Origin of the sequence: Chloracidobacterium sp. (assembly GCA_025057975.1) — a bacterium.
GTDB lineage: Bacteria > Acidobacteriota > Blastocatellia > Chloracidobacteriales > Chloracidobacteriaceae > Chloracidobacterium.
The window spans coordinates 120,371-133,585 of the sequence record JANWUV010000004.1 but is presented as its reverse complement, the minus strand read 5'-3'; the positions used below and the strand labels follow the sequence as shown (position 1 = coordinate 133,585).

Annotated in this window: 6 protein-coding genes and 1 CRISPR repeat array (1 of these 7 running past the window's edge); all 6 genes read left to right on the top strand. The window is 62.2% G+C overall.

Annotated elements, in window-relative coordinates; genetic code table 11:
* Window positions 1–342: 342 nt before the first annotated feature.
* Entirely contained in the window at window positions 343–1,644 is a 1,302-nt protein-coding gene (gene cas7u / locus NZ585_04790; protein MCS7079354.1) for a type I-U CRISPR-associated RAMP protein Csb1/Cas7u, read from the top strand.
* Between the two features lie 94 nt (window positions 1,645–1,738).
* The gene (gene csb2, locus NZ585_04785) at window positions 1,739–3,310 is read left to right on the top strand and encodes a type I-U CRISPR-associated protein Csb2 (GenBank protein MCS7079353.1); all 1,572 of its coding nucleotides are present in this window, start codon (window positions 1,739–1,741) and stop codon (window positions 3,308–3,310) included.
* Window positions 3,311–3,363: 53 nt separating this feature from the next.
* Window positions 3,364–6,438, top strand: a complete 3,075-nt coding sequence (gene cas3u / locus NZ585_04780) for a type I-U CRISPR-associated helicase/endonuclease Cas3 (GenBank protein ID MCS7079352.1) — start codon at window positions 3,364–3,366, stop codon at window positions 6,436–6,438.
* A 43-nt stretch (window positions 6,439–6,481) separates the two neighbouring features.
* Window positions 6,482–7,402 carry a hypothetical protein gene (locus NZ585_04775; protein MCS7079351.1) on the top strand — a complete coding sequence of 307 codons (921 nt, stop codon included), beginning with the start codon at window positions 6,482–6,484 and terminating at the stop codon, window positions 7,400–7,402.
* A 182-nt stretch (window positions 7,403–7,584) separates the two neighbouring features.
* Window positions 7,585–9,333, top strand: coding sequence for a CRISPR-associated endonuclease Cas1 (gene cas1, locus NZ585_04770; GenBank protein ID MCS7079350.1), 1,749 nt, complete (start codon window positions 7,585–7,587; stop codon window positions 9,331–9,333).
* A 24-nt stretch (window positions 9,334–9,357) separates the two neighbouring features.
* Window positions 9,358–9,654: a CRISPR-associated endonuclease Cas2 gene (gene cas2 / locus NZ585_04765; GenBank protein MCS7079349.1), complete on the top strand. Its 297-nt coding sequence runs from the start codon at window positions 9,358–9,360 to the stop codon at window positions 9,652–9,654.
* 192 nt (window positions 9,655–9,846) lie between these two features.
* Window positions 9,847–13,215: a CRISPR direct-repeat array (repeat unit 36 nt; unit sequence CTTTTCCGCTTTGAAAAAAAGCGGCCCCATTGAAGC) (it continues 3,226 nt past the right edge of the window).

Sequence of the window (13,215 nt, the reverse complement as noted above, 5' to 3'; positions counted from 1 at the left end):
AACTCGGATGCTGACGAGAGCCACAATCCAGACTGTAGCGCAGTTCCACCAACCTGCACTCGCCTTATCTCTGTAGGCGAAGACGCCCGCGCAGTCTCGAAATACTGTTCCATGGCGAAGTGGCACCCGGTTTCTTGTGGAAAACGCGCAGGCGACTTTTCCAGATGGCGGCCGCGCCGCCTCTGACGCAAAAACATAGCGGCAAGCTTGCCGTACGCTCTCCCACCTTCAACTTGATGTTTCATTCGGAGTGCGTGCGCCGACATCGTTTGGCAAACGCTGCGTTTTTATTTGAGATGCGCCGCAGCGCGCCATTCCATTATTGCTCTTGAGGTCTTTGCTATGACCATCACACTTGAAAAGCTCCGGCACGCTGTCAACTACGCCACCGCTTTCCGTTGCCGCCTCAAACTGCAACCCGCCGGCGGCCCTGGTACGAAAGTGTTTCCGCCGACCTACGAAGGCGGGCTGTACGCGCTTGAAGAACGCCGCCTGCCCGACTACCCCGCCCCCGTCCGGTGCGTCTTGATGGATTCCGTCCAATCGCAGGCGAATCGCATGGAGGAGGCGCTCCAGCAAGCCTTCGACGCTGGACGCCTTGTCCTGCCGGTCATCGAGGTGGACTTCACACCGTACTTCCCCGGCGACGACCAACCCGAACCCCTGCGCCTGCTTGAACCCATCGGCAAGATTACCTCGTTGCAAACGCCGCATCGCGTCGTGGACGCCATTCTCCGTGACAGCGTTGTCGCCGAAGACGGCAAGCCGTTTCGCAGCGCCAATGTCAAGCGAGAATCCACCTACGGCAAGCGGCTGCGCGAAGCTTCCGCCCACAATGCGACGCCGTTGTTTGAGCTGTGCCCGACGGCGCTGCTGTTCGGCATGTGGGATTCGACCGGGCCGAAGGGTGGCTTGGGGGCGAAGTTTGAACGGGCGTTGGTCAGCGAAATTGTCGGCGTCAACGCTGTGCTGGGCGCGAAAACGAGCAGCCGGATTGATCCGCTTGGGATTCAGCTCAAGGCAGGGCCGCTCTACCGCGCAGCGCAGGAAGTCGCTCCCGGCTGGACGCTCGACCCGGCGCAGGCTGTCAAAGAAAAGGGTAAACCTGTCACGCTGGGCGAGGATGGGCGACCGTCGGAAGCCAATCACGGCAACGTTACGCCGACGATCTCAACACGCGACCGGAACGGCGAATACCTTGGCGGCGGCGTGACGATTGACTTCGCCGAACAAACCATCGTCTTGTCGCTGCCCGCTCTGCGGCGCTTGCGCTTTCCAGTCAACGGCCGCCATGACGCGCAGGTTGACGCCGCCGCCCGGACGGTTCTGACCGCGCTGGGGCTGTGCGCGGCTGTTTTGGCGGACGATGCCGGCCTTGATTTGCGCTCGCGTTGTTTGCTCTGGCCGACCGAGCCGCTGCGCTGGGAATTGCTCGGCAAGCCCGGCGAGGTTGAGCGCGACCTAACGCTTGACGCCGACACAGCCGTGGCGCTTTTCAGCGAAGCCGTCGCCGAGGCCAAGCGGTTGGGGCTGCCATGGCTTGAGCAACCGCTTCAACTGCGACCGACGACGGAACTCGTCAAGCTGGTCGTCAACAGCCAGTGGTTGGCGCAGAGCCAGACGGATGCCAAGCAGGAAGAATGAAGTACGGGAAGAAGTGAGGAAATCCGCCCAACCGCAGAGGACGCGGAGGACGCGCAGAACACAGAGCCATTCTCTCGTTGGGAGATGAGTCGTCATGACAGAAACGTTCACCATCGCTTGGCGTTACTTGACCGGCTACGCGCGGGCGACCGACGCGGCAAACCGTGAGGCGGCTGAGTGGCCGCCACACCCGGCGCGCGTTTGGTTGGCGCTGGCGGCGGCTTTTTTTGAGACTGGCGAAGACCCGCAGGAAGGCGCGGCGCTGGAGTGGCTGACGACGCTCCCCGATCCACAGCTCTGGCTGCCTGCCGACGCAGGCGGCCGCCGACGAGTGACGACCGCCTACGTACCAATCAACGACCGGGTGGAGGGCACGGCGCTGCTTCAATCTGTCCCGCTGGCGCGCAGCAAGCAGCCGCGCGTCTTCCCGACGGTCTGGGTTGGTGACGCGCCGTGTTTTCTCCACTGGCCCGAAGCGCCAAAGAGCGCCATTTACGCTGACGCGCTGGCGCGGCTCTGCGCCAAGGTGACGCGGCTAGGGCATTCGGCGTCACTTGTCCAGATGTGGACGCCAACCGCGCCGCCGCATCTCGCAGACGGCTTTGTGTGCTGGCTGCCAGAGCCCGATGACGCTGATGGGCGTCCTGCGCCGTCTGGCTTGGCCGACGGCCGACTCCGCCGCATCCGCAACGGCCCCTCGCTTGACCGTTTGCGCGACACGTTTCAGGCCGGCCGCCGTCCCACCGTTGGACTAGCGACCGATTACGTTGTGCAACGCGCCGCCGTAGGCATGTCGCCGCCGGAGAAGACCGAGGCTTTCGACCAGGATGTGCTCGTGCTCGCGCAAACTGACGGCCCCGCCCTGCCGGTGACGGCCGCACTGATGGTCACACAGGCGCTCCGGGCGACGCTTCTGAGCCGTTGTCCACAGCCGCCTCCGGCGTGGCTGAGCGGCCATGACCCTGACGGGAAACCGCTGACCAACGGACGCCGCCACATCGCTCTGCTGCCGCTGCCGTTTGTCGGACGCGAACACGCCGACGGTCGTCTGCTAGGAGTAGCGTTGGCCTTTCCACCGGATGTGCCGCGCCGCGAACGCGGTCGGGCGCTGGCGCCGGTGCTTGTTGACGCGGAAGGGCAGCCGGCTGAGGTCGCCCTCAAGCTGGGCCGGCTTGGCGTCTGGACGCTACGCAAACGTGCTTGGGACGACGCCCGCGCCACGCTCCGCCCAGAGACGTGGACGGCCGCGCCGCGCGGCGCGACAACGTGGGCGAGCGTCACGCCCGTTGTGCTGGATCGTTTTCCCAAGGCGCACTTGGTCAAGGAGCGGGCGGCGTGGGAAATGGAAGTCGGCGCACTGATCTTTGAAGCTTGTCGCCACGCCGGACTGCCCGAACCGGTCGAGATTGACTTTGGCGCAACCAGTTGGCAGCGCGGGACGCCGCGCGCCGTCGCCAAGGCCCGTCCATTGCGCGGCCAACCGAACGCGCCGACAACGCAGGCGCGACTCGGCGACGGCTTTCCGCCCTACTTCGCCAAAGGCGCGAACGCCCCGAAGCCACAGCTTCATGTCTTCCTGCGCTTCGCCGGGCCGGTCGTCGGCCCCGTTCTGCTCGGCGCGGGACGGTTTATGGGCTATGGCTTGTTCAAGCCGCTCCAAAGATGAGAAAGCGCCTCTGCGTGCTCTCCGTGTCTTCTGCGGTTGGGAAGGGAGGAAGCATGGACTCGCTTGTGACGCTGAATGACTTTGAGACGTTTTTTCAGGAAGCGCATGGCGTACCGCCCTATCCGTGGCAGAGTCGGCTGGCGGCGCAGGTTGTCGCCGGAACGTGGCCGGAGGTGATTGACGTGCCGACCGGCGCGGGGAAAACGGCGACGCTTGACATTGCGGTCTTTGCGCTCGCCTGTCAGGCGGCGCTGCCGCCGGCGGAGCGAACGGCGCCGCGCCGCGTCTTCTTCTGCGTCAACCGGCGCGTCATTGTGGACGCCGCCTACCAGCGCGCATTGCGTCTGGCGGAGCGATTGCTGGAAGCCGAACGCCGCCCGGCGCAGCATCCGACGTTGGCGCGGGTGGCCGCCGCTTTGCGCACGCTGTCCACGCTGCGGCCGGAGAGCGCGCCGCCGCTGGATGTTCTGGAACTACGCGGCGGTCTTTATCGCGATAACCGTTGGGCGCGTTCCGCGACGCACCCGCTCGTGGTGTGTACGACGGTTGACCAGTTCGGCTCGCGGCTGCTATTTCGCGGCTACGGCGTCTCGGACACAGCTGCGCCGATTCAGGCCGGACTGGCCGCCTACGACAGCCTTGTCTTGCTGGATGAAGCGCACATGAGCCGGCCGTTTCTCCAAACGCTCGCCGCCGTCCGCGACTACCTTGACCCGACGCGCTGGGCGGAGCAGGCAATTGGCGTACCCCCGTTGCAGGTTGTGCCAATGACGGCCACGCCGCCGGAGGGCGTCGGCAGTCGTCGCTTCAGCCTTGACGCCGCAGACCGCGCTGCGCCGCGTTTGCATCGCGCGCTGACGGCCGCCAAGCCGGCGAAGCTCAAGCTGGTCGCCGACATGCCGAAGGCCGTTGTCGCGGAAGCCAAGGCGTTGCTCGAAATGTTCCGTCAGGACGCCGACCTGCCCTTGTACGCCGCCGCTCCGCCGGCGTCGGCGGCGATTGGCGTCATTGTCAATCGGGTGGCCACAGCGCGCGCGGTTGAGGAGGCCCTCCGCAAGGCGTTTCCCGACGCGGTGGTTGAACTCGTCATCGGCGCGATGCGCCCGTACGACCGTGACGCACAACAGGCGCGGTTGGCGGCGCTGGTTGGTCCCGACCGTCCCGACCGCAGCGCGGCTTTGAGCTTTGTCGTCTCGACGCAGTGCCTTGAGGTCGGCGCGGATTATGATTTTGACGCGCTCATCACAGAATGCGCCGCCTTGGACGCCTTGCGGCAACGCTTCGGGCGACTTAACCGGCGTGGGCGTCCCATTCGCGCGCAGGCGGTCATCCTGATGGATGAAAAGGCTGTCGAGCCGAAAAAGCCCGATCCAATCTACGGCGACGCCCTGCCGAAAACTTGGGCGTGGTTACAGCAGGTTGCCGTGGCGGGCGAGGTGGATTTCGGGGTTGACGCTTTTGACGCGCTTCTTGCGCGTCATGGCGAAGCGGGATGCCTGCCGTCCGACTGTCTGGGCCCGACGGCGCGACGCGAAGCGGCGGCGTTGCTCCCAGCGCACCTTGACCTGCTGTGTCAAACCAGCCCGCGTCCGGCGCTTGATCCTCAAGTAGCGCTGTTGCTGCACGGGCCGCAGCCCGGCGAGCCTGACGTACAGGTGTGCTGGCGGGCTGACCTTGACGCCTTTTCGCTTGATACATGGAGCGAGGTGGTTTCCCTACTACCGCCGACAGCCGCCGAGTGTATGACCGTCCCGTTGTCACGTCTTCGGCGGTGGCTGACGGGCGATGATCGGTCAAAGGATGTCAGCGGCGACCTGCTGGGCGGCGGGGAAGAGGCGGCCGATGCGAAACCCGCGGAGAAAGCGCCGCCGGTGTTGGAAGCCCGACGCGGGTTGCTCTGGCGCGGACTGGAAGACAACGCCGTATTGACTTCGGCTGACGACCTGCGACCCGGCGATACGCTGGTGTTGCCGGTCGGCGCGGGCGGCTGGGACGCGCTGGGCCACGTACCGGCCAACGCGCCGCGCGATGTCGCGGAACCGGCGGCCGTCCAAGCCCGCGATCGCGCCGTCGTGCGGCTTCACCCGAGTTTGACCGCCGGCTGGCCGCCGTCGCCCACGCTGACGGCGCTGTTTGAACGCATCGCCGACCCTGAAGCGACGCTCAACCTTGAGGATTGGCGTACGGCGCTGCGCGCCGTGGCGGATGAACTTGAGTCCGGCTTGCCGCAGGCGGCGCCGCAGCGACCGGCGGAATGTTCGTTGCTGACGGCGAATCTCAGGCGGCTGGCTGATCCGACGCTGGGGATCATCCGCGCGCCCTACCCGGACGGGCTGGGGTACGTCCTTGTGACGCGAAAGCGGCTGGGGACGGCGGTGGAGTGGGCGACGCTGCTGGCGGACGACGGTGAGGATGAGCGTTCGTTTTTGGCGAGCGACGCGCCGGTGACGCTGGCGGCGCACAGTCGGCATGTCCGCGATGAAATTCAGCGGACGGCGCGAGCGCTGCCGCTGACGATTCGGGAAGAGGTCTGGCTTGCGGCGGCGGAGGGACACGATTGGGGCAAGGCCGACGAGCGATTTCAAGCGTTGCTGCGCCGCGCCGACCGGACGGAGGCGTGGTTGCTGGGCGCGACGCCGACGACCTTGCTGGCTAAATCCGACGCGCTTCCGCTGACGCCGGCCGCGCGCCGGCAAGCGCGTGAGCGGGCCGGACTGCCGAGCGGCTTTCGGCACGAGATGTTGTCGGTACAAATGCTGGAAGCCGTGGGGGATTCGATAACCGATCCCAAAGGTCGGCCGTTTGACGCCGACGAGCTTGACCTCATCCTATACCTTGTCGGCGCACATCACGGGCGGGGGCGACCCTTCGCGCCGGTTGTGGCGGACGTTGCCGCGCCGGACGTAACGCTGACGGCGGCGTTGTTGGGGAGGACTTATACGGCGTCGCTGACGACGGCATGGCGTGAAAAGTCGCCGCCCCACCGATTGGATTCGGGCGTTGGGGCGCGTTTTTGGCGGATGCAGCGGCGTTACGGATGGTGGGGCGCAGCGTATCTGGAGGCCGTCCTGCGGCTGGCCGACCAGCAGGCGAGCGCCGACGAAGAGCGCGGACTACTCAGTGAATGAAAAATGATCCGCGGGCTGAATCCGCTTTCCGGGAGCCAACATCATGACGCAGACCTATCACGAGCTTGTGTTGCGCGGTTTGGACGGCACGACGCCGCTGGGCTTTTTGGCGACGCTGGGTTTGGCGCGCGTGTTGCGCGACCGACCGGAAACGCCCGACCTTGGGTTGGCTTGGACGGCGGACGACGGCGGCTGGGTGGCCAAACTACGCAGCGGGCGGCCGTTGAATCAGCAAGTCATTTTGGATGCGCTGGAGGCGGCGCTTGTGAAAAACCTTCCCGACCATCCGGCGCGGCTTTACGAGGAACTGAAGGCGGTGGGCGGCCTAGATTTCGCCGCCGTGCGGCGCGAGGCGACGGCGAGCCGGCGGCGCGACGCGGATTTTCTCGCCGCCATCGCAAGCAATCTGGTTGGGGCCGACGCGACCAGTCAGCTTCAGACGACGCGCCGCGACTATCACCTTGGCAACATCAAATCCATTCTGGAGCGGACGCAGCGCGAGCACTTGCGCCGAACGCTTTTCAAACCGTGGGACTATGCCGACCCGCTGGACAATCAGTCGTTACATCTCGATCCGTCGGAGGATCGCCGTCATGCCTACCAGTGGAGCAAGCCGTCGGGCGACCCGGAGCGCAAGAAGCGCGGCGGCATGCTCGGCGCCAATCGGCTGGCGTTGGAGGCGTTCGCGTGGTTTACGGCGTGGCCGGTCGGCGGCAAGCTCAAAACGTTGGGGTTCACCGGCTTCGGCGCAAACGACACGCGCTGGACGTGGCCGCTGTGGGAGCCGTTTGTCCCGCCCGACTTGTTGCCGTCACTGCTGGCGCTCGCGCCGTTGCAGGACGATCCGATTGAGAACGGCGACCGGCGACGGCTGCGCCGAATGGGGATTGTGGCGGTCTATCGCGTCCGGCGCATTTTGGTCGGGAAAACGCCCAACTTCACGCCCGCGCGCAAGGTTGCGTAGGGGCGACGGAAGCCGCGCGGTGCGCGCCTTTCCGTTCGAGATATGGGAATGCTTCTTACGTCGAGGCGCGTCAAGTGTTTGGCGCGCGGCGGCGTTCCACCGCTTCCCGGCGCAGCGGCTTGACGCCACGCGCTGCGCCGGAAGGCGTGGCAGTGTTCTGTACAGACAGACGGAGAATACTTATGCCCAACGCCGTCACGTCGTCGCCGGAGTTGCTTCCGGCGCGCATGCTCAACGAGTACGTCTATTGTCCGCGCTTGTTTTACCTTGAGTATGTCCAGCGCGAGTGGGCGGAGAATTTGGATGTCGTCGAGGGGCGATATGTCCATCGGCGGGTTGACGATGCAGGCGGGCGCGTACCCGCCGCCGAAGCCGTCACGTCGGAGACGGCGATTCATGCGCGTTCGGTGGAAGTCGGCTCGGAGGAGCTTGGCGCGCTGGCGGTCATTGACGTGTTGGAAAGCGACGACGGGCAACTTGTGCCGGTGGATTACAAACGGGGCGCGGCCCCGGACTTGCCGGAAGGCGCATGGGAGCCGGAGCGCATTCAGGTGTGTTTGCAGGGGCTTTTGCTGCGCGCCAACGGCTACGCTTCGAGTTACGGCGTGATTTACTACGCGGCGGACAAAACGCGCGTCCGGGTTGAGTTTACGCCGGAGTTGGAGGCGCGGACGCGGCGACTGTTGGCGGATGCGCGGGCGTTGGCGGCGTCGGGCGTCGCGCCGCCCCCGCTGGTTCACTCCAACAAGTGTCCGCGTTGTTCGCTGGTCGGCGTTTGTTTGCCGGATGAAATCAACCATTTGCGGAAGGCGGAAGCGAGTGGGCAAGCCCCTGTCGCCGAAGCGTCGCCGGAACTTGCGCCGCCGCTGGAGGCGTTGCCGGCGCCTTCGCTGCGCGAGGTTCGGCGGTTGATGCCTGCGCGTGACGACAACAAGGCGGTTTACGTTCAGGGGCAGGGTTATACGCTGGGTCTCAAGGGTGATGTACTGGAAATCCGCGACAAGGGGCAAACGGTGGACGCCGTACGGCTGCTGGAAGTCAATCAGGTGAATTTGTTTGGGAACGTCCAGATTTCGGCGCAGGCGCTGCGCGAGTTGGCGAGCCGTGAGATTCCGGTATTGCACTTGAGCTACGGGGGATGGTTGCAGGCGGTCACCGCGCCGCCGCCGCACAAAAACATTGAGTTGCGCCGCCGACAGTTTCAGGCGGCGGCTGACCCGGCGGTATGCCTGCGGTTGGCGAAGGATTTTGTCGGCGGCAAGATTCGCAACAGCCGTTTGTTGCTGCGGCGTAACGGGCGTGGGCTTTCGTCGGAAGTATTGGCGCAGTTAGCGGCGTTGCGCGCGGCGGCTGAACGTTCGGATGCGCTCGCGTCGCTTTTAGGGGTTGAGGGGAGTGCGGCGCGGACTTACTTCGAGCATTTTCCGACCATGTTCAAGCTGCCGCCGGAGGACACCCCGCCGTTTGATTTTACGGGGCGCAATCGTCGTCCGCCGAAGGACCCGGTCAATGCTTTGCTTTCGTTTGCATACAGTTTGTTGGTTAAGGAAATGCTGGTGGCGATGCTTGGCGTTGGTTTTGATCCTTATCTGGGATTTTACCATCAGCCGCGCTATGGGCGTCCGGCTTTGGCGCTTGATTTGATGGAGGAGTTTCGCCCGTTGGTGGCGGACTCGGTTGTGATTACGGTCATTAACAACGGTGAGATTAGCCCTTCAGATTTTATTGAGCGTGGTGGGGCTTTTGCACTGAAACCGAATGGACGCAAAACGTTTATCGAGGCTTTTGAGCGCCGTCTTGATCAGTTGGTGACGCATCCGGTCTTTGGCTATCAGGTTAGTTATCGTCGGGTGTTTGAAATTCAGGCTCGACTTTTGGCGCGCGCGATCATGGGTGAAATCCCGCGCTATATCCCATTTGTAACGCGCTGATAAAGGCGGGAAAGAGAGGGGCTGATGCGCAATCGTTACATCGTCTGCTATGATATCGCCGACCAAAAACGATGGCGGCAGGTTTATCGAGTGATGCGCGGCTTTGGCGATGCGGTACAGTATTCGGTCTTTCGCTGTGACTTATCGCCGACGGAGCGTGTATTGCTTTTGATGGCGCTGACGGAGGTGATGAATCAGCGTGAGGATCGGGTGATGCTGGTGGATGTTGGGCCGGTAGATGGGCGTGGCAAGGCGTGTATTGAGGCGCTGGGCAAGCCGTTGGAGCCGAATCCGAGCGAGCGCATTGCCGTTATTGTGTAGTGTGGCGAGCGTGGGGTGCGAGCGGCGAGGTGGCGAGGCTTGTGTCGGGAACCGCTCGCAGAGCTTAGAACCTTATGGATCAACAGTTTGCAAAAATGGACTTGACGACGCGGCGCGCGCGGGGCTACAAAATCGCCACCGCTCGCAAAACGGTCTGTAGCTCTTTGACAGCACAGGGTTTACACGGGCGGCCTTTTCCGCTTTGAAAAAAAGCGGCCCCATTGAAGCCCTTTAGGCGCGTATTCCCGTGAGCCAAGACCCAACTTTTCCGCTTTGAAAAAAAGCGGCCCCATTGAAGCCAGTCTAAGTGGCGGCAAACTCGCGAGCAGCGCCCCTTTTCCGCTTTGAAAAAAAGCGGCCCCATTGAAGCGGCGTAGCTGAGCTTCTGTTTTCGCTGTGAGAGCCCTTTTCCGCTTTGAAAAAAAGCGGCCCCATTGAAGCCGCCTAACTTCGCGGCGGTCGCCCCACCACACAACTTTTCCGCTTTGAAAAAAAGCGGCCCCATTGAAGCGTGCGGCTGGTGTGGTTGGAGGCGGGGGCGTGGACGCCTTTTCCGCTTTGAAAAAAAGCGGCCCCATTGAAGCTTTCAGCGCGCCGGGAAGCGGTGATGAGCGAGTCACTTTTCCGCTTTGAAAAAAAGCGGCCCCATTGAAGCTTGGTTTGGCGGAGCGCCTCGATTTTGGCTTGGTATCTTTTCCGCTTTGAAAAAAAGCGGCCCCATTGAAGCCGCCCTTGTCGAGATTTTTCCTTTCCTACCGCCCCTTCTTTTCCGCTTTGAAAAAAAGCGGCCCCATTGAAGCGCCCGGAATCGTCGCGCCGCCGGGAATCAAGCCGCCTTTTCCGCTTTGAAAAAAAGCGGCCCCATTGAAGCGCGAGGCCCAGCGCTGGGCCTCTTGCTCGAGCTCCTTTTCCGCTTTGAAAAAAAGCGGCCCCATTGAAGCCGCCGCAAATCCGTGGCGTGAGCGACCAGCGCGAGAGGCTTTTCCGCTTTGAAAAAAAGCGGCCCCATTGAAGCCCCACTACGTCTCCCCTCGCGCCGCAGTCGGCGCAGCTTTTCCGCTTTGAAAAAAAGCGGCCCCATTGAAGCGTGACGGCGGCGGGGACCATCACGCTCACGACGGGGCTTTTCCGCTTTGAAAAAAAGCGGCCCCATTGAAGCCGTTCGGAGATCCATCGGGCGCCGAACGCCTTGAGTTCTTTTCCGCTTTGAAAAAAAGCGGCCCCATTGAAGCTGCCGGGCGCGTCGTACGCGACGCTCGCCGCGCGTCTTTTCCGCTTTGAAAAAAAGCGGCCCCATTGAAGCCGCCGGTCGAATCCGAGGCAAAGGAGGCGACGCCATCTTTTCCGCTTTGAAAAAAAGCGGCCCCATTGAAGCTCTCTCAGAGGGTGGTGGAGAATTACGACGCGACCTTTTCCGCTTTGAAAAAAAGCGGCCCCATTGAAGCCGCCACCGGGCGGCGGCGGCAGTACGTTCGTGACGCTTTTCCGCTTTGAAAAAAAGCGGCCCCATTGAAGCAGGCAGGGGGTCGGGGTGTCGGCTCTGAGTTTTACCCTTTTCCGCTTTGAAAAAAAGCGGCCCCATTGAAGCACGGCGATCGCCGGAAACCCGGCCAGGAACCTTTCCTTCTTTTCCGCTTTGAAAAAAAGCGGCCCCATTGAAGCGAGCGGATTGTCGCGCGGATTGCGCGCGTCAAAGCTTTTCCGCTTTGAAAAAAAGCGGCCCCATTGAAGCCCATTATCGTTGCCGTTGCGTCGTTGGCGATGAACCTTTTCCGCTTTGAAAAAAAGCGGCCCCATTGAAGCTTGCACCTCGATGACGTTGGACTCGTCCACCACCGGCTTTTCCGCTTTGAAAAAAAGCGGCCCCATTGAAGCTTGTTGACGCGCACGTTGTTTGACACGATCACGTCTTTTCCGCTTTGAAAAAAAGCGGCCCCATTGAAGCTTTCGGGCAAGCAGGAGGCGGTTTTGTTTTCGATTTCTTTTCCGCTTTGAAAAAAAGCGGCCCCATTGAAGCCGGACGTGGTGCGTCAGCGCACCGGCAAACGTTACGCTTTTCCGCTTTGAAAAAAAGCGGCCCCATTGAAGCTAAAATTCACCAAAAACCCGTTACACCTGTTACGTCTTTTCCGCTTTGAAAAAAAGCGGCCCCATTGAAGCCGACGACGCCGTGTTACGCGCACGCGCTGCAAATTGCTTTTCCGCTTTGAAAAAAAGCGGCCCCATTGAAGCGGCGCCGCCGGGCGCTGTGCGCTTGGTTCCGGCGCTTTTCCGCTTTGAAAAAAAGCGGCCCCATTGAAGCCGCCAAGCTGCCGCGAATCTGCGCGCCTGCATCCCTTTTCCGCTTTGAAAAAAAGCGGCCCCATTGAAGCAGGTCTGGCGGTATCGGACCGAGGTGCAGCAGGCGTCTTTTCCGCTTTGAAAAAAAGCGGCCCCATTGAAGCCATTTCCACGCCCTTGAGCGCCGCCGCGCGTCGGATGCTTTTCCGCTTTGAAAAAAAGCGGCCCCATTGAAGCCGCCGCCTGCGCCGCCCCCAACGCCCCGCCCGTCGCTTTTCCGCTTTGAAAAAAAGCGGCCCCATTGAAGCCTTATGACGCCCGCTGCCTGCATGTCCGCCTTATATCTTTTCCGCTTTGAAAAAAAGCGGCCCCATTGAAGCATCGCGCGCGACCGGGTGCTGCGCGAACTCGAGCAGGCTTTTCCGCTTTGAAAAAAAGCGGCCCCATTGAAGCTGGGACGCTTTTACAATTTCCAACACGGACGGGTGGGCTTTTCCGCTTTGAAAAAAAGCGGCCCCATTGAAGCACCTCCGTGATCGCGTCCATCAACGCCGCGACCTCAGCTTTTCCGCTTTGAAAAAAAGCGGCCCCATTGAAGCCCGAATAGCGCCAACGTGCGAATTGCGCTCGACCCCTTTTCCGCTTTGAAAAAAAGCGGCCCCATTGAAGCGTCGTGCACCCGTCGTTCACGCCTGCGTCGAAGAGCAACTTTTCCGCTTTGAAAAAAAGCGGCCCCATTGAAGCCGGTTGAGTAGCCGTCGCCTCAAGTCGTTGATTCGGCCCTTTTCCGCTTTGAAAAAAAGCGGCCCCATTGAAGCGCGATGACCAGCGCTGGGCTTCTTGCTCAAGCTCTTCTTTTCCGCTTTGAAAAAAAGCGGCCCCATTGAAGCAGTTTGAGCCTGACTGGTACGCGGTGGGATTGAGCACCTTTTCCGCTTTGAAAAAAAGCGGCCCCATTGAAGCCTGACGCGCCGTTCGCCGGGCGACGTGTGAGTTTCCGCTTTTCCGCTTTGAAAAAAAGCGGCCCCATTGAAGCCAAGTCGCGGTAGTCGCAGTTGTAGATTTCCACGCCCCTTTTCCGCTTTGAAAAAAAGCGGCCCCATTGAAGCTTGCGTCACGTTGACGGTCGGCGCGCGGTCGAGTCCCTTTTCCGCTTTGAAAAAAAGCGGCCCCATTGAAGCCCTACCGCCCTCCTGCCGCGCATCGCGCGGCTCCGACACTTTTCCGCTTTGAAAAAAAGCGGCCCCATTGAAGCTATCTAGGGAGAGACGATTACTTCTA

Excerpts from the sequence above, each read along its gene's own strand:
- cas7u (MCS7079354.1), top strand. The coding sequence starts at position 343 with ATGACCATCACACTTGAAAAGCTCCGGCACGCTGTCAACTACGCCACC.
- csb2 (MCS7079353.1), top strand. The coding sequence starts at position 1,739 with ATGACAGAAACGTTCACCATCGCTTGGCGTTACTTGACCGGCTACGCG.
- cas3u (MCS7079352.1), top strand. The coding sequence starts at position 3,364 with ATGGACTCGCTTGTGACGCTGAATGACTTTGAGACGTTTTTTCAGGAA.
- NZ585_04775 (MCS7079351.1), top strand. The coding sequence starts at position 6,482 with ATGACGCAGACCTATCACGAGCTTGTGTTGCGCGGTTTGGACGGCACG.
- cas1 (MCS7079350.1), top strand. The coding sequence starts at position 7,585 with ATGCCCAACGCCGTCACGTCGTCGCCGGAGTTGCTTCCGGCGCGCATG.
- cas2 (MCS7079349.1), top strand. The coding sequence starts at position 9,358 with ATGCGCAATCGTTACATCGTCTGCTATGATATCGCCGACCAAAAACGA.